This window comes from Rhodococcus sp. IEGM 1366 (genome assembly GCF_033142425.1).
Lineage (GTDB): Bacteria > Actinomycetota > Actinomycetes > Mycobacteriales > Mycobacteriaceae > Rhodococcus_F > Rhodococcus_F globerula.
Genome location: NZ_JAWLRZ010000004.1, coordinates 615913 through 638214 on the forward strand (window position 1 = coordinate 615913; position 22302 = coordinate 638214).

A 22302-nucleotide genomic window follows, 5' to 3' on the forward strand; every position below is an offset into this window, starting at 1 on the left:
CGTGACAGTGCTCATTGCGGCACCTGATTGGAGATCGTGACTATGTCGCCTGGGGATACTCCCAGCGCTCGATTGACTTCGCTGCCGGTCGAATTGAGGGGGAGCCAGACAACTCGCGGCGGCAGATCCGTGATGGCCAGTGGCAGCGTGATAGTTCCACGGTCCGAGCTGACCGACACAGGCTGACCTTCGATTGCTCCGATCTCCGTGGCAGTGCTCGCGCACAGCCGCACAACCGGTTCGTGGGCTGTTCCGGCCAGGTTGGGATCACCGTCCTGTAGTCGTCCTCGGTCGAGAAGTAGGTGCCAACTCGACAGGACGGCTTCGCCGGGTTGTGGTTCGGGACGCGCCGACGCGGGGGAGCGGGGAGCGGGTACCCGCTTGCCCGACCACGTTCCGAGCGCGAGGATCTCGGCGTGCGCGGTGGCAGCGTCGGGAAGTCCAAGGCTGATGCCCATCTCGGTCGCAATCGCCTGGAGGACTCGTTGATCAGGCATCACACCGGTGGTCCGCAGGGCAGTCTCGAAGGGACGCTCGCGGCCCTCCCAGTCGATGAATGTGCCAGGTTTCTCGGCGACGGCCGCCACCGGGAACACAACATCGGCCAGTTCGGTGACGCTGCTATGTCGAATCTCGAGGCTGACGACAAAGCCGGCGGATTGAACGGCGGCGCGGGCAGCGTCGGGATCCGGCATGTCGGCAAGATCGACCCCACCGATCAGCAGAGCGCCCAGCGCTGAGTCCGATCCCAACATCTGTGTTGCACTCAGTCCATGCTCGGTGGGTAGTTCCGCCGACCAGGTCGAGGAAATATCTTCGCGAGCAGCAGGATCGGATACCGGTCTGCCCCCGGGGAGCAGTCCCGGCACAGCGCCGACTTCGACGGCGGCCCTATCTCCGGCGCGACGCGGAATCCACGCGAGCCGTGCACCGGTGGTTTCGGCCAATCGCTGTGCCGCCGAGAGTCCGCCGTCGATGGCGCCAAGTCTTTCGCCGACCAGAATGACCGCACCAGGCTGACGCAGCAGCCGGCCGACTTCGCCGTCGGGATCACTCAGTGAATCCAGAAGGACAGGTTCGCCCCCTGGTGACGCCTGCAGAAGTGTGCCGGCCATTTTCTGTAGACCTCGGGTTGTAAAAGGAGCGAGAGACAGAACCCGAGTCTGCTGCGTCCGCGCAGCCTTGCGGAGGCGAAGGAAGACGATGGGCGATTCCTCTTCCGGTTCGAGTGCCACCAGAAGTGCGACCGGGGCAGCCTCGAGGTCTGCGTAGGTGACAGATTGCCCGAGCGATCGGCCGGCGACGTGAGCGCCGAGAAATTCGGATTCCTCCTGGGACTGGGCGCGAATCCTGAAGTCGATATTATTGGTGCCCAATGCAATACGTGCAAACTTGCTGTACGCGTACGCGTCTTCCATGGTGGACCGTCCACCCACCAGTACGCCGGCATTGCCCCGTGATTCCGCAAACTTCCGGGCCACCAAATCAACGGCGAACGGCCACGACGCGGGAACCAGTGCGCCCTCGCGGTCGCGGATCAATGGAGTGGTGATCCGGTCGCGTTGTGTTGCATACGAGAAGGCGAATCGCCCCTTGTCGCAGTTCCACTCCTCGTTGACGTCCGGGTCGTCGCCGGCGAGGCGCCGCAGTACCTTCCCGCGGCGATGATCGGTCCGTTGGGCGCACCCGTCAGCGCAGTGTTCGCAGACACTGGGACTGGACACCAGATCGAAGGGACGAGCGCGAAAGCGGTACGACGTATTGGTGAGAGCGCCAACGGGGCACACCTGAATGGTGTTTCCGGAGAAGTACGACTCGAAGGGTTCGTTGGCGTAGATCCCGACCTGCTGCAACGCTCCGCGCTCGAGGAGATCGATGAACGGGTCACCCGCAATCTGCTGCGAGAACCGGGTACACCGCGCGCACAGAACACACCGCTCCCGATCGAGCAGAACCTCGGATGAGAGTGGAATCGGCTTGGGATACGTCCGCTTCTCCTCGCCGAACCGGGATTCGGTCCGGCCCGTCGACATCGCTTGATTCTGCAGTGGGCACTCGCCGCCCTTGTCGCACACCGGGCAGTCGAGAGGGTGATTGATGAGGAGCAGCTCCATCACTCCGCGCTGCGCCTTCTCGGCGACGGGCGAGGTGACCTGGGTGTTGACAACCATTCCGTCCGCGACCGTCGTGGTGCAGGAGGCAAGCGGCTTGCGTTGGCCCTCGACCTCGACGATGCATTGTCGGCACGCGCCCACGGGATCGAGAAGGGGGTGATCGCAGAATCGGGGAATGACAGTACCGATCATCTCTGCGGCGCGAATGATCAACGTGCCCTTGGGAACCTGGACCTTGGTGCCGTCGATGGTGAGGGTGACGAGGTCCGACGGGATTACGTCACCGGTTTCGACATCAGCCGCTGCAGTCATGAGGTGTACGCTCCTGTCGCCAGAACGGACCGCGCGGGATCGAACGGGCAGCCGTCTTGATCGAAATGCATCAGGTACTCGTCGCGGAAGTACTTCAGCGACGACATGATCGGGCTGGTCGCCCCGTCGCCCAAGGCACAGAAGGACTTTCCGAGAATGGTGTCGGAGATGTCGAGCAGTTTTGTCAGGTCGGACTCGGTTCCGCCTCCACTTTCGAGGCGACGCAGAATCTGCACGAGCCAGTATGTGCCTTCGCGACAGGGGGTGCATTTGCCGCACGATTCATGGGCATAGAACTCCGTCCACCGCAGCACCGCCCGCACGATGCACGTCGTGTCGTCGAAGATCTGCAGAGCCTTGGTGCCCAGCATGGATCCGGCGGCGCCGACACCCTCGTAATCGAGTGGAACGTCCAGGTGTTCGTCGGTGAAGATCGGTGTCGACGATCCGCCGGGTGTCCAGAACTTGAGAGTGTGGCCGGCCCGGACGCCGCCGGCGTAACCAAGCAGTTCGCGCAACGTTATGCCGAGAGGCGCCTCGTACTGCCCGGGAGTCGTGACATGACCGGACAACGAGTACAGCGTGAATCCGGGCGATTTTTCCGTACCCATCGACTTGAACCATTCGGGGCCGTTCTGGATGATGGCCGGCACGCTCGCAATCGATTCGACGTTGTTGACCACTGTCGGGCACGCATACAAGCCCGCCACTGCCGGAAACGGCGGCCGCAATCGCGGTTGCCCGCGGCGCCCTTCCAATGAATCGAGCAGCGCGGTCTCCTCGCCGCAGATGTACGCGCCCGCGCCGGCGTGCACCACCAGATCGAGATCGAAGCCGGAACCCTGGATATCGCGTCCCAGGTAACCGGCCGCGTAGGCCTCCGAAACCGCAGTCTGTAGGCGTCGTAGCACCGGGACAACCTCGCCGCGCACGTAGATGAACGCCTTGGCCGCGCGAATTGCATAGGCCGCGATGATGACTCCCTCGACCAACGTGTGAGGGGTTGCCATCATCAACGGCATGTCCTTGCATGTTCCGGGTTCCGACTCGTCGGCATTGACCACGAGGTAATGCGGCTTGTTGTCGCCCTGCGGGATGAAACTCCACTTCAAACCGGTAGGGAATCCGGCGCCACCACGGCCACGCAGACCCGCGTCCTTGATGGTGGCAATCACGTCGTCGGCGGTGCCCGCGAGTGCCTTGCGCAACCCTTGATAACCGTCGTGCCGAAGATAGGCGTCGAGAGTCCACGAATGGGGTTCGTCCCAGTACCGGCTCAGTACAGGCGCAAGTGCCATGTCATTTCCCTTCGCCGGAGCTGGGATTGTCGGTGGAGTGCGCCGCGACCACTCTCAGTCCCGCGAGACTTGCGGCGCCGCTGGTCTGAGCCTTGGCAGCTTCGGCGCGGGAATCCGCGAATCCGGCCAGGGTGCGGGCGGTTTCGCGGAAAGAACACAGCGTGGCACCGCGACTGGGGGTGACACGGTCGCCGCTACGGAGTGCATCGACCAACGTGCGTGCTGACTCGGGCGTCTGGTTGTCGAAGAACTCCCAATTCACCATCACCACCGGTGCGTAGTCGCAGGCGGCATTGCACTCGATGTGTTCGAGAGTGATCTTGCCGTCCGACGTGGAAATCGAATGTGACGCCTCGTCACGCGAGCCCGCCGATTCGAGGTGCTCCTCGAGCGCCTCGAAGATGGCATCGCCGCCCATGATCGCGCACAGAGTGTTGGTGCAGACGCCTACCAGGTACTCGCCCGTCGGTCCGCGCCGATACATGGAGTAGAAGGTGGACACTGCCGCGACTTCGGCACCGGTCAAGCCGAGTTTGCCTGAGCAGAAGTCGATTCCGGCCGGCGTGATGTAGCCGTCCTCGGATTGGACAAGATGCAGTAGTGGCAGCAGCGCGGATCTGCTGGTAATCGCGCCTTCGCCTGCCGAATCGTCACGGTATCGCGCAATGACGGCCTCGGCGTCCGCGTCGAGTCGTGCCAGGACATCGGCAGGGTAGCTGCTTCGAGCCCCTGGTCGCACCAACTGGGTGGGCTCTTCGGGCCGTGGACCGAGTTCGAGGAAGACGCGGGTGCCACCGTTTTTCGTGGAGTCTGTCATCGGTCCACTCCGCCCATGACTGGATCGATGCTGGCCACCGACGCGATCACATCGGACACCATGCCTCCCTCACACATCGCAGCTACCGCTTGGAGATTCGTGAACGACGGATCCCGGAAATGCACTCGGTACGGACGGGTGCCGCCGTCGGACACCATGTGAACGCCGAGTTCTCCGCGCGGTGACTCGACCGCCGTGTACACCTGACCGGCCGGAACGCGGATACCCTCGGTCACCAATTTAAAATGGTGAATGAGGCCTTCCATCGACGACTCCATGATCTTGCCGACGTGCTTCTGCGAATTGCCGAGTCCGTCAGTACCCACCTGGAGATCTGCCGGCCACGCAATTTTCCGGTCGTCGACCATGATCGGCCCCGGGGCCAGCTTGTCGAGGCATTGTTCGACGATCTTCAAGGACTCCTTCATCTCCTCCACCCGGATGAAGTACCTTCCGTAACAATCGGACCCGGAATGTGTGATGACGTCGAACTCGTAGTTCTCGTAACCGCAGTACGGCTGCGCTCGACGCTGATCGTGGGGGAGGCCGGTGGCCCGAAGTACCGGACCGGTGATGCCGAGCGCCATGCATCCGGTGAGGTCCAGGTATCCGATGCCGCTGGTTCGCGCCTTCCAGATCGTGTTGTCGGTGAGCATCAACTCCATGTCGCGCAGGCGATTCGGCAGAACCTTCAACAGTTCGCGGATCTTCGGAATCGAACCTGCGGGTAGATCCTGAGCCAGTCCGCCTGGACGGATGAACGCATGATTCATCCGAAGACCGGTGATGGTCTCGAAGACGTCGAGTATCAGTTCGCGCTCGCGAAACCCGAACAGCATGGCAGTGACAGCGCCCAACTCCATACCGCCAGTAGCCAACGCAACAAGGTGCGAGGAGATCCGGTTGAGTTCCATCAACATCACGCGCACAACGGTGGCGCGTTCCGGGACGTCATCGGTGATACCGAGTAGCTTCTCGACGCCCAGGCAGTACGCGGTTTCGTTGAAGAACGGAGACAGATAATCCATACGGGTGACAAAAGTGACGCCCTGAGTCCAGTTCCGGTATTCGAGGTTCTTCTCGATTCCGGTGTGCAGGTATCCGATTCCGCATCGCGCCTCGATTACCGTTTCGCCCTCGATCTCGAGAATGAGACGGAGCACGCCGTGCGTCGACGGGTGCTGTGGACCCATGTTGACGACGATGCGTTCGGCACCGGCATCGGATCGGCCCGCTGCCGCCGCGGCGACTATCTGGTCCCAGTCCTGACCCGAGGCGGTGTAGACCGTCTCTTGCGATGGTGTGTCAGCCATGTTGTTCATCAGATGTACGACCTGCGCTCGTCGGGTGGCGGGATATGTGCTCCCTTGTATTCGACGGGGATTCCGCCCAGCGGGTAGTCCTTGCGCTGGGGGTGGCCCTGCCAGTCGTCCGGCATCTCGATGCGAGTGAGCGACGGATGGCCGTCGAAGATGATGCCGAAGAAGTCGTAGGTTTCGCGTTCGTGCCAGTCGTTGGCCGGGTAGGTGCCCACCAGCGAGGGAATGTGCGGATCGGAATCCGGTACCGACACCTCTAACCGGATACGACGATTGTGGGTGATCGACGAGAAGGGGTACACCGCGTGCAGTTCGCGTCCGGCATCCTGTGGGTAGTGAACGCCGTTGACGCCGAGACACAATTCGAACCGCAAGTCCGGTTCGTCGCGAAGACGCCGGGCCACCTGGGGTAGGTGCGAACGTTCGATGTGCAACGTGAACTCGTCGCGGAAGATCACCACCTTCTCGACCGCGTCGTCGAAGGCAGTTCCGTTGTCCGACAGTGCAGCCGACAATCCGTCCGCGATCTCGTCGAAGTATCCGCCGTAAGGCCGCGTCGCAGCATCCGGTGCGGCGGCAGGGCGGGCCAACCGGTTGTACCCGGATGTGTCGCCACTGCCGCGTGCGCCGAACATTCCGCGGCGGTCGGAGGATTCATCGGTCATCGCAGCAGTCCCTTGATGTCAATCAGGGGAGTGGACGCCAGTGCGGCGCGCTCGGCAGCGGCGCGTGCTTCTTCGCGGTTGACGCCGAGTGGCATGTCCTGAATCTTTTTGTGCAGTTCGATAATTGCGTTGAGCAGCATCTCCGGACGTGGCGGGCATCCAGGCAGGTAGATGTCGACCGGCACGATGTGGTCGACGCCCTGGACTATCGCGTAGTTGTTGAACATTCCGCCCGACGACGCGCAGACACCCATGGAGAGCACCCATTTGGGTTCGGCCATCTGGTCGTAGACCTGCCGCAGGACCGGCGCCATCTTTTGACTGACCCGTCCGGCGACGATCATCAGGTCTGCCTGCCGGGGTGACGCGCGGAAGGCTTCCATGCCGAAGCGCGCCAAGTCGAATCGGCCGGACGTAGTCGACATCATCTCGATGGCGCAGCACGCAAGTCCAAAGGTTGCCGGCCACAGCGATCCCTTGCGGAAGTAGCCGGCCAGGCCCTCGACAGTTGTCAGGAGAAAACCGCTCGGAAGCTTTTCTTCAAGACCCATATTCGACTCGTTTCCGTCGTGAGAGTTGCCGTCGGATGCGTGTGCACTTGCTGTGTTTGCAACTGCAGGGAAATCAGGTCAGTCCCAACTCAGACCGCCTCGTCTCCATTCGTAGGCATACGCAACCGAGACGTTGACGACGAACAGGCCCATGGCCGCGAGTCCGAACAAACCGAGCGAATCGAAATGGACTGCCCAGGGATAGAGGAAGACGATTTCGATGTCGAAGATGATGAACAGCATGGCCGTCAGATAGAACTTGACGGGAAACCGTCCGCCACCGGCGGCGCGGGGCGCCGGTTCGATGCCACATTCGTAGGCTTCGAGTTTCGCGCGGTTGTACCGGCGAGGCCCCACGACGGAGGCAAGAACGACTGACACCACGGCAAAGGCCATCGCAATGGCACCCAGAACGAGAATTGGCACATACGCGTTCATGTCGCACCGAACCTCTCTCCGTTTAGCGTGACGCCCCGTGAATGACGCTGCCCCAGAAGGCCCTGCTGTTCCTGCCAGATCGATACTGCCAGCATCTCGCCGATCGTGTGACCTGTGACACTTACCCTAGGTGGTGCCTCCGACATTGGGGCTGATTTTCGAACTGTGGAGTTTTGCTCCCGAGATGCCGAAGTGCTCGCCGCCGCAAGGGAACTGTGTAGGCACCGGCCGATCAGAGGTTCAGGCGAACGCGGAGCAAACGAATGACGGCCGACGCCAGTTCGATCGGGTCGAGTGGTTGGGAAACGGCAGCTTCCGCGCGTGACCACGACGCGAGCCAGGCGTCGTCGGGTCGACCGGTCAGAATCACGATCGGCGGGCAGTTCGCGATCTCGTCTTTGAGTTGCTTCGCGACGCCCATGCCCCCGGCCGGGCTTGCCTCGCCGTCGAGAATGGCGAGGTCGATGCCGCCGCGGTCGAGTCGATCGATCACCACCGGTGCTGTGGCCACCTCGACGTATTCGATCGGTGGGAGATCAGGATGGGGGCGCTCGCCGAGGGCGAGGCGGACCTGTTCGCGCGTATGGGCGTCGTCGCTGAAGACGAGTACACGCACGGTGGCGGGGGTGCGAGGAGGTGCTGCCGCGTCGGACACGAGGCCGACGTTACCCCGCGACTATCCGTCGCGGCAGTGAATCATGAACTTCACCAAGGACTTTCCGTCGAGTGCGGAGGTCCGGGGCGATCGTGAAATGCGGCAACCCTCGCGTCCGAGCTTGCGGGAGGCGAGGGTTGCGCGCGAATAGTGCTGACTGTCAGAAGTTTTCGACGAACTTCGTCAGTCCCTTGCTGGCGGTCTCCAGCGCCGTCTTCTGGGCTTTCTTCACCAGGAATCCCGGCAGCGGAATCTTGGGGTCGATGGTCAGTTCGAAACTGATCTTCGTTCCGCCGTCGGTCGGGGTCAGGGTGTACGAGCCGTCCTGCTGGTTCTGCTGTCCACTCTCGACGAGGGTCCAGCTCACCTTCTCGTCACCGTCGAAGGTGTAGTCCACAACTTGCTCGTCGTTGATGCCGAGAATCGACACGGCCATCCGGACGCGATGCGGCCGACCGTCGTCATGTGTGGTCTCGATCGTGATCTTCTTGTGCGCAGACGACCATTCGGGCAACCGGTCCACCGCCGCAACCGCTGCCATGACCGTGGCCGGATCGGCCTTGATCTCGAATTCCTTGACGCCCGAAACGGCCATACGTCTTACTCCTTACATGCCTGACGGCAACAACTTCGTGGACTTGCTCGGACGCAATTAGATCAGTCCATGCCGTTCTTACGCATCTGATCCCGCAAAGCGCCTTGTACGGCTTGCGACACCCACGAATTCAAGGAGACGCCGTTCTGATTTGCGGCTTCCTCGGCGCGGGCCTTGATCTGCTCCATCATGCGCAGGGTGACCCGGCTGATGTCGCCGCTGACGTCGTCGAACGAGTAGACGTTTTCCTTGGCGGGCTCCTCGGCCCCGGAATCCTTCGATGCTTTCTGGACGTCGACCAGAATGTTGTTGCCGTCGAGATGGACCTTGACGTCGCGGTCCTCGATCTCGGCCCCGATTTCCTTGGCGAGCTCGGTTGCCGCGGCCAGCAGAACGAGGCGTATCGACGGTTCCATGGCGGCCGCGAGTGACGCCGCGATGCGACGGGTGTGGTCGTCGCCGAGTTCGGCCGCCGTGACGAGGTCATCGTGCAGCTTTGCGGTGTACTCCGAAATATCCATGACACCACAGTGACGTCAAAAGTGACGTCAGTCAAGGTGCCGTCTGGCGTCAGGGCTTCCCAGGTGGTTTCTGCCTATAGAGTTGCCGCGCAGCAAGGCCGGAAGCGTCCGGTTGGCCTGACAGCCGGAAGTGTCCGGCGGACTCGAGGAGTATGTAGTGCCGCACACGGTGTCACTGAAAGTGCAGATGGTGGCAAAGTCCGAGTTCTTCCCGCCGGACGACATCGACTGGGAAACCGATGCCGACGGCGGTGAGGCACTTGCGGAATTCGCCGGCCGCGCCTGCTATCAGAGTTGGTCCAAGCCCAACCCGCGCACAGCCACGAACGCCGGATACATTCGACATCTCCTAGAAGTCGGGCATTCGTCTGTCCTCGAACATGCGACGGTCAGTTTCTACATCACCGGAATCTCGCGGTCCTGTACCCACGAACTGATCCGTCACCGCCACTTCTCGTACTCGCAACTCTCCCAGCGGTTCGTTAGGGAGAACGATGCCAGTGTCGTGGTCCCGCCGGCTGTCGAAGGTGACCCGGAACTCGAAGCGCTGTTCCTGGCCGCCACCGAGGAAAGTCGACGGGCCTACGGCGAACTGCTCGCTGCGTTGGAAGGCAAATTGCAGTCCGTCCCCGGCGCACCCGTGCGCGGCAAGCAAGCGCGTCAAGCCGCTCGCTCGGTGCTGCCCAATGCCACGGAAACCCGTCTCGTAGTCAGCGGAAACTACCGTGCTTGGCGACACTTCGTGGATATGCGCGCCACCGAGCACGCGGACGTCGAGATCAGGCGCGTCGCGATCGAGTGCTTGCGGCAACTTCAAACCGCTGCGCCAAATGTGTTCGGAGACTACGAGATTCTGCGCAGAAGTGACGGATCGGAAATTGCCGTCAGCTCGTTCGCTGCCGAGTGAAGTTACGTTCGCGACTCGACTGAAGACTCGTGTGCAGAAGTAAGCGACTGACCGGGTAACCTTCTGACCATGACCTACGGTGATTCCGCTTCTCTCGTCGAGCGTCCGTTCGGCACCATTTCCGTTGCGATGGTGACCCCGTTCACTGCCGACGGGAAGCTGGACGTCGACACGGGCGTGCGCCTCGCAGCCCATCTCGTCGACAACGGCTGCGACGGCCTTGTCCTTGCCGGCACAACGGGTGAGTCTCCGACCACCACCGAATCGGAGAAGCTCGACCTGCTCCGCGCGGTAATCGACGCAGTTGGCGACCGCGCCAAGATCGTTGCCGGAGCCGGCAGCAACGACACTGCACACAGTGTCGAACTCGCCCGCGACGCGGCCCGCGTCGGCGCTCACGGCCTTCTTGTTGTCACGCCGTACTACTCACGTCCCCCGCAAGCCGGGCTCTACGCGCACTTCACCGCAGTTGCCGACGCCACCGACCTGCCCGTCATGCTCTACGACATTCCGCCCCGCTCCGTTGTCCCCATCGAGACGGAGACAATCCGTCGTCTTGCCGAGCATCCCCGCATCAAGGCCGTCAAAGACGCCAAGGGTGATCTCAACGCGGGTGCAGAATTGATCGGCACCACCGAACTTCAGTTCTTCTCCGGCGACGACCCGTTGAACCTCCCGTGGCTCGCAGTCGGAGCCACCGGCTTCGTCAGCGTCATCGGACACCTGGTTCCTGGTCGACTGCGTGAGCTTCACACCGCATTTGTCACCGGCGACATCGCCCGTGCACGCGAAATAAACCTCAGTTTGATCCCTGTGATCCGTTCCGTCGCCCGTTTGGGTGGCGTCAGCGCGTCGAAGGCGGGTCTGCGACTCATCGGTATCGATGTCGGAGAACCGCGCCTTCCGCAGGTTGCACCCACTAAAGAGCAGATCGACGGTTTGGCCGCCGATCTGCATGCGGCAGGAGTTTTGTAAATGACCCGTCCCCCCCGACGTCGTAGTGCCAGTCGCCAAGCCGGACCGCCTTCGATCCCGGCACCCGAATCAGCTACGCCGGCAACCCCGCCGGCAGCTCCGGCTCCGGTAGCAGCTGAGCCTGCTGCCGCGGCGTCGGCCCCGAAAAAGGCTGCACCGCAAAAGGCTGCACCGCAAAAGGCTGCAGCCCAGAAATCGGCGCCGCAAAACGCAGCACCGCAAAAACAAGCCCGGAAGAGCGCTGCAGGCAACCGCCCGTCAGCCGGCAAGTCCGGTAACTCGCGTTCCGGGAACAAGCGTCCCGACAACCGTCCGCAGGTGGACCCGACCGCGCGTCTGGGCATGCCGCCCAAGGCCCCGGCCAGTGGACTTCGTGTTGTTGCGCTCGGCGGTATCGGCGAAATCGGCCGAAACATGACCGTGTTCGAACACAAGGGCAAGTTGCTGATCGTCGACTGTGGCGTTCTGTTCCCCGAGGACCAGCAGCCCGGCGTCGACCTCATCCTCCCGGACTTCCGTTACATCGAAGACCGCATGGACGACGTCGAAGCCGTCATCCTCACGCACGGCCACGAAGACCACATCGGCGCGTTGCCGTTCTTGTTGCGCCTGCGCGCGGACATTCCCGTCATCGGTGCCAAGTTCACACTCGCGCTCGTGGCGGCGAAGTGCCGTGAACATCGCCTGCGCCCCAACCTCGTCGAGGTCGTGGAAGGTGACTCCACCACACACGGTCCGTTCGACTGCGAGTACTTCGCGGTCAACCACTCCATCCCGGACGCGCTCGCCATTGCGATCCGCACCGACGCCGGAGTTGTACTGCACACCGGTGACATCAAGCTCGATCAGCTTCCGCTCGACGGGCGCCTGACCGACCTCGCCGGATTCTCCCGCCTTGGTGACGAGGGTGTCGACCTTTTCCTCGTCGACTCCACCAATGCGGAAGTGCCGGGATTCGTCACGCCCGAACGCGAAATCGGCGGCGTGCTCGACAACGTCATCGGCAAGGCCAAGCAACGCGTCATCGTGGCGTCGTTCGCCAGCCACGTGCACCGTATCCAGCAGGTTGTCGACGTCGCGGCGCGGTACAACCGTCGCATCGTGTTCGTCGGCCGGTCGATGGTCCGGAACATGCAGATCGCACAGGATCTCGGCTACCTGCGGGTGCCAGACGGTCTGGTCGTCGACATCGATACCGCAGCCACACTTCCCGATGATCGACTGGTTCTCATCTCCACGGGTTCGCAGGGCGAGCCTCTCGCAGCGCTCTCGCGGATGGCTCGCGGTGAGCATCGCCAGATCAACATCCGTGCCAACGACCTCGTCGTTCTTGCATCCTCGCTGATCCCTGGCAACGAGAACTCCGTCTTTGCCGTGGTCAACGGCTTGGCCAAGCGTGGCGCCACTGTCGTCACTCAGCAAAGCGCCAAGGTCCACGTATCGGGTCACGCCTCCGCCGGTGAGTTGCTGTACCTGTACAACGCGGTGCGCCCCACCAATGCCATGCCGGTGCACGGTGAATGGCGCCACCTGCGCGCCAATGCAGCCCTGGCCAAGGCGACGGGTGTTCCGGAAGAGCGCATCGTGTTGGCCGAGGACGGCGTTGTCGTCGACATGGTCGACGGTCTTGCCGAGATCGTCGGACGAGTTCCGGTCGGACATGTGTACGTCGACGGACTCTCCGTGGGTGATGTCGGCGAGCCGACGCTCTCGGACCGTCTGGTGCTCGGTGAGGGTGGCTTCATCGCCATCACCATCGTCATCAACGAGTCGACGGGACGCGCGGTCAGTACCCCCGAGGTGTCCGGACGTGGATTCTCCGACGACCCGACCGCTCTCAAGGACGCTGCACAACTCGTGGAAGCAGATCTTCTGCGCCTCGCGGGCGAAGGAATCACCGACGCACATCGCATCGCACAGTCGGTGCGTCGCGTGGTCGGCCGTTGGGTTGCGGACAAGTACCGTCGTCGCCCGATGATCATTCCGACGGTTATCGCGGTTTCCTGAGCGACTTCTCCCGGTAGTGGGAGAAGTTTCGCGTACGTTGGCGAAGGTGACCTTCGCATATGACGAACGACTCGCCCTGGTGGACAGCATGGTCGAATTCGGCCCCGATGCACCCACCCTGTGCGGGGAGTGGACAAATCGTGACCTGGCAGCACATTTGATCGTCCGGGAGCGGCGTCTCGACGCCGCTCCCGGAATCATGATCACTGCCTTGGCCGGACATACCGAAAGCGTCAGAAAAGCGGCCGCATCGCGCCCGTGGGAAGAACTACTCCGTGACGTTCGAAGCGGACCGCCGCGCTGGTCGCCGATGTACTGGCTCGATTCTCAGGTCAACACCACCGAGATGTTCGTCCATCACGAGGATGTGCGCCGAGCGCATCAGCATTGGGTGGCCAGGGCGCTGCCACAAGATCGTCAGGCGGATTTGTGGAAGTATGCACGCCAAGTAGCCAAGCTGGGGTACCGGAAGTCCGACGTCGAAGTGATCTTCGAATTACCATCGGGTGAAAGTGCCGTTGTGCACAAAGCAGATACCCGGACGGTGGTTCTGCAGGGGGAGCCGGCCGAGCTCTTGTTACACGCTTTCGGACGCAACGAAGTGGTGATCGAAGCCAAAGGAGAACTGGCCGACGTCCAGTCCGTCATGGGCTTGGATCGCGGTTTCTGATTCGGCGCTCGATCCATTCGGCCGGCGTAGCGAACATCACGATTCGCACGTATGAACGGTGTTGCTGGTGTTGCGGATGGTCCGGATGGGGTTGCACCGACTAGCCTGAACGTCATGGCAGGTAAGTCGAGCGCCCGAGGATCCGGTACAGGTTCGAGTACAAGCACGTCCGCGTCCAGGGCATCGACCAGGTCGTCAGCGTCAACTCCCGCGGCAAAGTCGCGAACACGAACAGTCTCCACCCCCCGCAATGTCACGACGGCGTCGCACGCCGGTGGCCGCGCGGGAGCGGGTAAAGGAGCCAAATCGACCCCGAGGAAAGCGCCGGCGAAGAAGGCAGCCCCCAGGAAGGCGTCCGGTGCGTCCTCGGCGGCTCGTCGGCCGGTCGCAAAATCGAAGCAGAGCGCAAGCCCGCTCGATGTTGTCGGCAAAGGCATTGCCGCCGGGTGGTCGCTGGCCGCTCGTGGCGTCGGCGCTACCACTCGCACGGTGAGCAAAGTCGGCGATATCGAGGCAGGCCACCGACGCGACGGAATTGCCCTCGGGCTCATTGCTTTCAGTGTTGTCGTCGCGGGCAGTGTGTGGTTCGCGGCGGGTGGACCGATCGGCGGCGGAATCGAAACGGCCGTTCGCGCGGTGTTCGGTGCTGTGTCGGCCGTTCTGCCGATCTTGTGTGTCGGAATCGCAATCCTGCTGATGCGCACGGAGCCACGCCCCGAGATCCGGACCCGTCTCATCATGGGTTCGTTGCTGGTGGGGCTACCCGCACTGGGCTTGTGGCACATCGGTTCCGGTGCGGAGACAACTGCGGACACACGTGAAATCGGAGCCGGATTTGTCGGCTCTGTTGTCGGCGGACCATTGACCAATGGTCTGACGGCCTGGCTCTCGGTGCCGTTGCTGGTGATCGCCGTCGGCTTCGGAATCTTGTTGTTGACCGGAACCACCCTGCGACAGGTCCCCGGCAAGTTTCAGTCCTTCTTCGGATCTCCGTCCGGCGACGACGACGAATTCGAGGACTACGGCAGCGAATTCGACGACGACAGCTACGGTCGCGACTACGGCGGAGGCTCGTACGAGTCATCGGAGTTCGACGCCGACGGTTATCCGGTGGACACGTATGCGGAGCCTCCGCTGCGGCCGTCCAAACGGTCGAGCCGCCGGGCGCCGATCGACAACTACCCGACGGACGAATTCGAATCCGGCGACAAGAAGACCGAAATCCTCGACCTGTGGTCAGCGGACCCGGACGAAGTTGCCCCGGCAGCGGACGAGACCGCCTCCGCTGCGGAAGCGCCGGTCGCCGAAAAGCCGGTGACCCGGACCAGACCTCCCGCGCGATCGGTTCCGGTGGCGAAGCCGGCACCCAAGCCCGAGCCGGAACCCGAAGAGGCCGAAAGCTTTGTCACCGATCGTGTGACGGACGGCGACTACAACCTTCCGCCCACATCGCTGCTGATCGACGGCGACCCGCCGAAGCTGCGCAGTTCGGCGAACGACGCGATGATCGAGGCGATCAGCGAGGTACTCGAACAGTTCAAGATCGATGCTGCCGTCACCGGATTCACGCGCGGACCGACAGTAACGCGATACGAGGTGGAACTCGGTCCTGGCGTCAAGGTCGAGAAGATCACCGCGCTCGCTCGAAACATCGCGTACGCGGTGGCCACCGACAACGTGCGTCTTCTCGCTCCGATTCCGGGCAAGTCGGCCGTGGGCATCGAGGTGCCCAACTCGGACCGCGAACTGGTCCGCTTGGCCGACGTGCTGACGGCGCCGAGCATGCGACGCGAACACCACCCGCTCGTGATCGGACTGGGTAAGGACATCGAGGGCGACTTCGTCCATGCGAACCTCGCGAAGATGCCCCACTTGCTGGTTGCCGGTTCCACCGGTTCGGGTAAGTCGAGCTTCGTGAACTCGATGCTCGTGTCGCTGCTGACCCGCGCGACTCCCGACGAAGTTCGGATGATCCTGATCGACCCCAAGATGGTCGAACTGACGCCGTACGAGGGTATTCCGCACTTGATCACGCCCATCATCACGCAGCCGAAGAAGGCGGCGGCCGCGCTTGCGTGGCTGGTCGAGGAGATGGAGCAGCGCTACCAGGACATGCAGGTCAACCGGGTACGCCACATCGACGATTTCAATGCGAAGGTGAAATCCGGCGAGATCACCGCACCGCTGGGTAGCGAACGCGTCTACCGGCCGTACCCCTACATCCTGGCGATCGTCGACGAGTTGGCAGACCTCATGATGACCGCTCCGCGTGATGTCGAAGAGGCCATCGTGCGAATCACGCAGAAGGCACGTGCCGCGGGTATCCACTTGGTGCTCGCGACACAGCGCCCGTCCGTCGACGTCGTCACCGGTCTGATCAAGACGAACGTGCCGTCCCGATTGGCGTTTGCGACGTCGTCCTTGACGGACTCGCGAGTCATCCTCGATCAGCCGGGAGCCGAGAAGCTCATCGGTATGGGTGACGGACTGTTCCTCCCCATGGGTGCGGGTAAGCCGACCCGTATGCAGGGCGCATTCATCACGGACGAAGAAATTACCGCGGTCGTGGATTTTGCGAAGAACCAAGCAGAACCCGAGTACACCGAAGGCGTCACCGCGGCGAAGGCCGGCGAGAAGAAGGACGTCGATCCCGATATCGGGGACGACATGGACGTGCTGCTGCAAGCTGTCGAACTTGTCGTGACCAGCCAGTTCGGTTCCACGTCGATGCTGCAACGCAAACTGCGCGTCGGGTTCGCGAAGGCCGGACGACTCATCGACCTCATGGAGAATCGTGGAATCGTGGGACCGAGTGAAGGGTCCAAGGCTCGCGAGGTGCTGGTGAAGCCCGACGAGTTGGACGGATTGTTGTGGTCCATTCGGGGCGGCGATCCGGAGGATAGTTCATCCGACGACTAGTGACGTGGGTCGGCGGGTAACCGTCGGCAGACGATCGGAGGCTGCTCGTGCATGTGACACCGTTGACGTGGGTTATCACGATAGTGGTGATACTCGGCCTGTTTGTCTTCGATTTCTTCGCGCATGTCCGGACGCCTCATGCACCGACCTTCCGTGAGTCGGCCTTCTGGTCGACGGTCTACATCTCGATCGCGATAATTTTCGGCCTGATCGTGATGTGGATCTGGGGGACGACGTACGGCGGCGAGTACTTTGCCGGCTACGTCACGGAGAAGGCGCTGTCCGTCGACAACCTTTTTGTGTTTGTCATCATCATGTCGACGTTTGCGGTCCCGCCCCAGTACCAGCAGAAGGTCCTGCTGATCGGAATCGTGCTCGCATTGGTGATGCGAGGGATTTTCATTGCGGTGGGCGCTGCGGCCATCAATGCCTACAGCTGGGTGTTCTACCTCTTCGGAGCCTTCCTGATCTACACCGCGTACACGTTGGTCCGCGACCACGGACACGAGAAGGAAGCCGAAGAGAAACGTGACAGCCGCATCATCAGCATTGTGAAGCGTGTACTGCCCACTACCGAGGAGTACGACGGCGACAAATTGATCACCAGGATCGACGGCAAGCGTGTCATTACGCCGTTGATGTTGGCGCTCATTGCCATCGGATTTGCGGACGTGTTGTTCGCGCTGGATTCCATCCCGGCGATCTACGGTCTGACCCAGGAGCCGTACATCGTGTTCACCGCCAACGCCTTTGCGTTGATGGGCCTACGCCAACTGTATTTCCTCATCGGCGGACTGCTCGAGCGGTTGGTCTACCTCTCGTATGGGCTGTCGATCATCCTCGCCTTCATCGGCGTCAAGCTTGTCCTGCACGCATTGCACGAGAACACGCTGCCGTTTGTCAACGGCGGCGAACACGTCAGCGTGCCGGAGATTTCGACGGCATTGTCCCTGTCCGTCATCATCGGTGTGTTGGCCGTGACCACGGTCGCGAGCCTGATGAAGACCCGCGACCGCGCCTGAGTAGGTTCAGGCCAACTGACCCAGTACCGGCACCCACTCGGTGATCCGGATATTCGCGACTAGATCGGCTTTGGCAAACGGATCGTGCGTGAAGAGAAGTGCCACGGTGTCGGCGTCTGCCGTGTCGACGATGATGAGTGCTCCGAGGCCGTCGGCGAACGGGCCGGACGTCACGACGATGTCACGCTCGAGAAGATCACCGAGCCATGCCCGGTGATCGGGGCGGAGGGCGTCACGCTCGGCGTTTTTTGCGGGGTCATAGGTGTATTCGACGAGGAACAACGACATCGGGACCGCTTTCGGGATGTGAGTGAACCGATCAGAGCGTCAGAAGCATACGGGTATTGCCGAGGGTGTTGGGTTTGACGTAGCTGAGATCGAGGAACTCGGCGACACCGGCGTCGTATGACCGGCACATCTCGGTATAGACCTCGGCGGTGACCGGAGTTCCCTCGATTTCGACAAAGCCGTGGCGGTGGAAGAAGTCGGTCTCGAAGGTCAACACGAACAACCGCTCCAATTCCAACTCGCGTGCAACTTCGATCAGTTTGTCGACCACCTGGAAGCCTGCTCCCTGACCCTTGACGGTGGGATCGACTGCCACAGTGCGAATCTCGCCGAGGTCCGCCCACAGGACGTGCATCGCCCCGCAACCCAGAATTTGGCCGTCCTTTTCGGCGACCCAGAACTCCTGCACAGCCTCGTACAACGTCACCAGGTTCTTTTCCAGCAGAATCTTGCCGGCATAGATGTCGATGAGGCGTTTGATTTCCGGGACGTCGGATGTTCGTGCCCGCCGCACGATCAAGTGGCTTTCGGTGTCGCTGCGCGCGGTGGAAGTCATGTGGTGCACATTAGTCAATGGGTCTACCGATATTCTGAGTCGCGTGCCTGTCCGCTCCACGAAATACCTCGCCCGCCCGGTCACCGTCCGGGTTCGGCCCGCCTTCCGCGCGGTGATCCGATGAGTTCCCCGCGTGATCAAGCAGATGCCCATCGGGCTGCTGTAGGGCCCACTGGAGAAACACCGGCCGACAAACCCGTCCCACTTTTCAATATCGCGAACATCTTGACAATGATTCGGATCGTTCTTGTTCCGGTCTTTCTCGTCGTGCTTTTTGTCGACGACGGTCAGTCGACGTCGTGGCGTCTGGGCGCGATGGCGATCTTCATCGTCGCCGCGGTGACCGACCGGATCGACGGCCAGTTGGCCAGGAAATACGGTCTGGTCACCGACTTCGGCAAGTTGATGGATCCCATCGCGGACAAGGCACTGATCGGCGCTGCGCTTATCGGGTTGTCGGTACTCGGTGACCTGTCGTGGTGGGTGACCGGCGTGATCATCGCCCGCGAACTCGGAATCACGCTGCTGCGTTTTGCCGTGCTCCGCCATGCCGTGATTCCTGCCGGCAAGGGCGGCAAGCTCAAGACCCTCGTCCAGGCCGTAGCGATCGGTTTCTACCTGTGCCCTTTGCCGAGCAGCTGGGACGTGGTCAGCTGGCTCCTGATGGCCGCGGCGGTTGTGCTGACCGTGGTCACCGGCCTCGAATATGTTGTTCAAGCCATCAGATTGCGGGCCGGCGTCCGGTTCGCCGAACGAGACGGACACTGACCTGTGCGCGATCCGCTGCTCGACCTCGGTGTCGGCGAACTGATCGCCGCGTTGGTGGTGGCAGGGGAGAGCGTCGCGGCTGCCGAGTCGCTGACGGCCGGACTGTTCACTGCTGCGCTGGCGTCGGTTCCCGGATCGAGCCAAGTCCTGCGCGGCGGCCTGGTGGTGTACGCCACCGATCTGAAAGCGACGCTGGCAGGCGTAGATCCCGATGCGTTGGCACTCGACGGCCCGGTGTCCGCATCCACGGCGATTGCTCTGGCCGACGGTGCCCGCACTCGGTGCGTCGCCGATTGGGGTGTCGGACTGACCGGTGTAGCGGGGCCGACCGAACAAGACGGGAACCCTGTCGGCACGGTGTTCTTGGGGATTGCCGGGCCCGACGGAACTCTGTGTGAGCGTCTGTCGTTGACAGGAGAGCGGTGGGAGATTCGAATCGCTGCAGTCGCGGCAGCCGTGTCGCGGTTATGTGATCGTGTTGAAGAGCGCCGGGCACGATAGGCTCGGGAACCAATCGGTCGAGTTCGGACGTTGACTGTTGTGAAGGTGTGCAACAGCCACGGTGTCGAGACGGTACCGATGTGGCCAGGTGACGGTGCGGACCTGTGAAAAGACAGGTACGGCACGACGGATGAAGGAGGAGCGAGATGGCGCTGCTATTGCGTGAGGCAATCGGTGACAGTCTCCGGCGTACGCGCGTTTCGCAGAGTCGCACGCTACGTGAGGTGTCGAACAGTGCGCGTGTGAGCTTGGGCTACCTGTCCGAGGTGGAACGTGGACGCAAGGAAGCGTCGAGTGAACTGCTGGCCGCGATCTGCGATGCGCTTGCCGTACCGCTGTCCGACGTGTTGGTCGACGTCAGTGAAACTCTGGCCACCAAGAAGTCCAACTCTGCGCTCGGTCGTCCGGTTTCCGGTGCCGCGCCGACCGGTGCAGCCGCTGCTGTGTCGGCACAGGTGTCCGGTTCGCCGTCCATCGCCCGGGATACCCGAGTGGTGATTCCGGCGCCCAACGCGCGCAGTTTGGCTGCTGCGTAGCTACTGGCCGCTTGAACCCGATAGATTCTGTAGATATACCGGTATGGCAGTGCAGGGTCAGGGCAGTTGGAGCGCAGCCCTGATGTATTGGTGAGTTTCGGTGTGCGACGGTCGTTCACCGGGTCGCGTAGCGCGCGGCGCATCAGATGGAGGCAGGATCAAACCCATGGCTAATCCTTTCGTCAAGGGCTGGAAGTACCTGATGGCGCTCTTCAATTCGAAGATCGACGAGAACGCCGACCCGAAGATCCAGATCCAGCAGGCGATCGAGGACGCGCAGCGTCAGCACCAGGCGCTCTCGCAGCAGGCCGCGTCGGTGATCGGTAACCAGCGTCAGCTTGAAATGAAGCTCAGTCGTCAGCTCGACGAGGTCGAAAAGCTCAACGCCAACGCGCGTCAGGCCGTCAACCTCGCCGATCAGGCTGCCGCCGCGGGCGACAACGACAAGGCGATCCAGTACACAAATGCCGCTGAGGCTTTTGCCGCTCAGCTCGTCACCGCCGAGCAGGGTGTCGAGGATCTCAAGGCGCTGCACGATCAGTCGTTGCAGGCTGCTGCGCAGGCGAAGAAGGCCGTCGAACAGAACGCTATGACGCTTCAGGCCAAGGTTGCCGAGCGCACGAAGCTGCTCAGCCAGCTCGAGCAGGCCAAGATGCAGGAACGCGTCAGCGAATCGCTGCGATCCATGGACAGCACGCTGTCCGCACCCGGCAACACGCCAAGCCTGGACGCCGTTCGCGACAAGATCGAGCGTCGCTACGCAAATGCCCTCGGCTCGGCCGAACTTGCCCAGAACTCGGTGCAGGGTCGGATGATGGAGGTCCAGCAGGCTTCCGTGCAGATGGCCGGGCACAGCCGACTCGAGCAGATTCGCGCATCCATGAAGGGCGAGGCACTGCCGTCCGGTGGGACTGCGGCGGCACCTGCGCCGACATCAATCGAAAAGCAGCCGCCTGCTGCCGGAACCACCGGCCAGTAGATCCACGGTCTGCAGTTTTCCAGAGATACACGATTCGACACACTGATGTTTTCTTCACGAGGTGGCCGGCCTGAGCGAGAGCCCAGGTCGGCCGTTCCTGTTTCCATGTCCGGCGCATTCGGTGCGCTGGGCCGTACTGCAGATTCGCTCCGCGAAGTGACGGCGTCCGCTGCGGAGGCAGCCCGGCGGTGGCAAGATCCGCGGGCAAAATTCGAGCGCAAACGAGCACGTGCGAGGCGACGCGCTCAGCGCTGGGGATTCATCTCCGGTGGAACCGTGATCGGCACTGCCGGGCTTGCGGTGGCGTCGGCGCCGGAATGGTCTGTTGTTGTCGCTGGTGGGGGAGCCGCATTGTTTGCGGTACCCGCTGTTGTTGCGGTCGGGCGCTACCGGGCGATGAACGCCGGGCCGCCGCCCGCTCCGATCCGGCGGCGACTGCCACCGTCGTCCTCGCGCGCGTTCATACCGATGTCACGACTGGTCGGAGCAGAAACGTCGCTGTTCGAAATTCTTGGTGTGCTGCGACGCGCAGACACCATCGATCCCGGCGAACTCGACGAGATCACCGTGACTGCAGATTCCGCATTGCGCGCGATGTTTGCGGTGTCGTCCGATATCGCGTCGATGGAACGGGCCGTGACATCGACCCCCAAGGTTGCCGAGACACTCGAACCGACTATCGCAGGTGCCGTTCGCGAACTGCAGGCCGGACTCGGTCAGTACGAGGATCTCGTCAATTCAGCCGCCACCTTGACGGCGCCGCATACCCCGTCTGCCCTGGTGGGATTCAACCGTGAACTGTCGGCTCTGCACGCGGCCGCAGAGCGTCTGTCCAGCCTGGCCGACGCGATCGGCGAGGTCGACGAGATCACCCAGAAGTATCGCTGAG

23 protein-coding genes are annotated in these 22302 nt (G+C 62.4%); 11 read left to right on the forward strand and 12 right to left on the reverse strand.

Features of this window, described 5'->3' with window-relative positions:
* Positions 1–11: 11 nt before the first annotated feature.
* The 10 genes from R4P64_RS15535 to R4P64_RS15580 all read right to left on the reverse strand — a co-directional run bounded on the left by R4P64_RS15535 (position 12) and on the right by R4P64_RS15580 (position 9285).
* The gene (locus R4P64_RS15535) at positions 12–2426 is read right to left on the reverse strand and encodes an NADH-quinone oxidoreductase subunit G (protein ID WP_317821583.1); all 2415 of its coding nucleotides are present in this window, start codon (positions 2424–2426) and stop codon (positions 12–14) included.
* Complete coding sequence (nuoF, locus tag R4P64_RS15540; protein ID WP_095886056.1) at positions 2423–3724, reverse strand: NADH-quinone oxidoreductase subunit NuoF; 1302 nt, start codon at positions 3722–3724, stop codon at positions 2423–2425. Before nuoF ends, R4P64_RS15535 begins: the two co-directional genes overlap by 4 nt.
* A 1-nt stretch (position 3725) precedes the next feature.
* Positions 3726–4541, reverse strand: coding sequence for an NADH-quinone oxidoreductase subunit NuoE (gene nuoE / locus R4P64_RS15545; RefSeq protein ID WP_317821584.1), 816 nt, complete (start codon positions 4539–4541; stop codon positions 3726–3728).
* Positions 4538–5854, reverse strand: coding sequence for an NADH dehydrogenase (quinone) subunit D (gene nuoD, locus R4P64_RS15550; RefSeq protein WP_411742674.1), 1317 nt, complete (start codon positions 5852–5854; stop codon positions 4538–4540). Before nuoD ends, nuoE begins: the two co-directional genes overlap by 4 nt.
* An 8-nt stretch (positions 5855–5862) precedes the next feature.
* On the reverse strand, positions 5863–6525 hold the full coding sequence (locus tag R4P64_RS15555) for an NADH-quinone oxidoreductase subunit C (RefSeq protein ID WP_317821586.1): 663 nt from the start codon (positions 6523–6525) through the stop codon (positions 5863–5865).
* A complete protein-coding gene (locus R4P64_RS15560; protein ID WP_033234854.1) occupies positions 6522–7076 on the reverse strand; it encodes a NuoB/complex I 20 kDa subunit family protein in 555 nt (184 codons plus the stop codon). The genes R4P64_RS15555 and R4P64_RS15560 overlap by 4 nt, the downstream gene beginning before the upstream one ends.
* Before the next feature lie 78 nt (positions 7077–7154).
* The gene (locus tag R4P64_RS15565) at positions 7155–7514 is read right to left on the reverse strand and encodes an NADH-quinone oxidoreductase subunit A (RefSeq protein ID WP_092808434.1); all 360 of its coding nucleotides are present in this window, start codon (positions 7512–7514) and stop codon (positions 7155–7157) included.
* 232 nt (positions 7515–7746) lie between these two features.
* Positions 7747–8169 carry a response regulator transcription factor gene (locus R4P64_RS15570; RefSeq protein ID WP_033234852.1) on the reverse strand — a complete coding sequence of 141 codons (423 nt, stop codon included), beginning with the start codon at positions 8167–8169 and terminating at the stop codon, positions 7747–7749.
* A gap of 160 nt (positions 8170–8329) precedes the next feature.
* Entirely contained in the window at positions 8330–8764 is a 435-nt protein-coding gene (locus tag R4P64_RS15575; protein WP_033234851.1) for an SRPBCC family protein, read from the reverse strand.
* A 62-nt stretch (positions 8765–8826) separates the two neighbouring features.
* On the reverse strand, positions 8827–9285 hold the full coding sequence (locus R4P64_RS15580; protein WP_033234850.1) for a toxin-antitoxin system HicB family antitoxin: 459 nt from the start codon (positions 9283–9285) through the stop codon (positions 8827–8829).
* 157 nt (positions 9286–9442) lie between these two features.
* Here R4P64_RS15580 and thyX point away from each other — a divergent pair, with 157 nt between their 5' ends.
* The 6 genes from thyX to R4P64_RS15610 all read left to right on the forward strand — a co-directional run bounded on the left by thyX (position 9443) and on the right by R4P64_RS15610 (position 17785).
* A complete protein-coding gene (gene thyX / locus R4P64_RS15585) occupies positions 9443–10192 on the forward strand; it encodes an FAD-dependent thymidylate synthase (RefSeq protein WP_033235005.1) in 750 nt (249 codons plus the stop codon).
* A gap of 69 nt (positions 10193–10261) precedes the next feature.
* Positions 10262–11167, forward strand: a complete 906-nt coding sequence (gene dapA / locus R4P64_RS15590) for a 4-hydroxy-tetrahydrodipicolinate synthase (protein WP_033234849.1) — start codon at positions 10262–10264, stop codon at positions 11165–11167.
* A complete protein-coding gene (locus R4P64_RS15595; protein WP_033234848.1) occupies positions 11168–13174 on the forward strand; it encodes a ribonuclease J in 2007 nt (668 codons plus the stop codon).
* 46 nt (positions 13175–13220) lie between these two features.
* Positions 13221–13844, forward strand: coding sequence for a TIGR03085 family metal-binding protein (locus R4P64_RS15600; protein ID WP_317821588.1), 624 nt, complete (start codon positions 13221–13223; stop codon positions 13842–13844).
* A 114-nt stretch (positions 13845–13958) separates the two neighbouring features.
* Positions 13959–16763, forward strand: a complete 2805-nt coding sequence (locus R4P64_RS15605; RefSeq protein ID WP_052683555.1) for a DNA translocase FtsK — start codon at positions 13959–13961, stop codon at positions 16761–16763.
* Between the two features lie 47 nt (positions 16764–16810).
* Positions 16811–17785 carry a TerC family protein gene (locus tag R4P64_RS15610; protein WP_045067374.1) on the forward strand — a complete coding sequence of 325 codons (975 nt, stop codon included), beginning with the start codon at positions 16811–16813 and terminating at the stop codon, positions 17783–17785.
* A 6-nt stretch (positions 17786–17791) separates the two neighbouring features.
* On the opposite strand, the gene R4P64_RS15615 is transcribed toward R4P64_RS15610, so the two are convergent.
* Positions 17792–18073 (reverse strand): YciI family protein, encoded by a 282-nt coding sequence (locus R4P64_RS15615; protein WP_033234846.1) that lies wholly within the window; start codon positions 18071–18073, stop codon positions 17792–17794.
* A 31-nt stretch (positions 18074–18104) separates the two neighbouring features.
* Positions 18105–18629: an amino-acid N-acetyltransferase gene (locus tag R4P64_RS15620; protein ID WP_033234845.1), complete on the reverse strand. Its 525-nt coding sequence runs from the start codon at positions 18627–18629 to the stop codon at positions 18105–18107.
* 120 nt (positions 18630–18749) lie between these two features.
* On the opposite strand from R4P64_RS15620, the gene pgsA reads away from it, so the two are divergent.
* The 5 genes from pgsA to pspM all read left to right on the forward strand — a co-directional run bounded on the left by pgsA (position 18750) and on the right by pspM (position 22301).
* Entirely contained in the window at positions 18750–19397 is a 648-nt protein-coding gene (pgsA, locus tag R4P64_RS15625; RefSeq protein ID WP_045067376.1) for a CDP-diacylglycerol--glycerol-3-phosphate 3-phosphatidyltransferase, read from the forward strand.
* Between the two features lie 3 nt (positions 19398–19400).
* Positions 19401–19898: a CinA family protein gene (locus tag R4P64_RS15630; protein ID WP_141485968.1), complete on the forward strand. Its 498-nt coding sequence runs from the start codon at positions 19401–19403 to the stop codon at positions 19896–19898.
* Positions 19899–20044: 146 nt separating this feature from the next.
* The gene (locus R4P64_RS15635) at positions 20045–20434 is read left to right on the forward strand and encodes a helix-turn-helix domain-containing protein (protein ID WP_033234842.1); all 390 of its coding nucleotides are present in this window, start codon (positions 20045–20047) and stop codon (positions 20432–20434) included.
* A 166-nt stretch (positions 20435–20600) separates the two neighbouring features.
* Positions 20601–21413 (forward strand): PspA/IM30 family protein, encoded by an 813-nt coding sequence (locus R4P64_RS15640; protein ID WP_033234841.1) that lies wholly within the window; start codon positions 20601–20603, stop codon positions 21411–21413.
* Positions 21414–21518: 105 nt separating this feature from the next.
* Positions 21519–22301 carry a phage shock envelope stress response protein PspM gene (pspM, locus tag R4P64_RS15645; protein WP_245005988.1) on the forward strand — a complete coding sequence of 261 codons (783 nt, stop codon included), beginning with the start codon at positions 21519–21521 and terminating at the stop codon, positions 22299–22301.
* Position 22302: the final 1 nt, after the last annotated feature.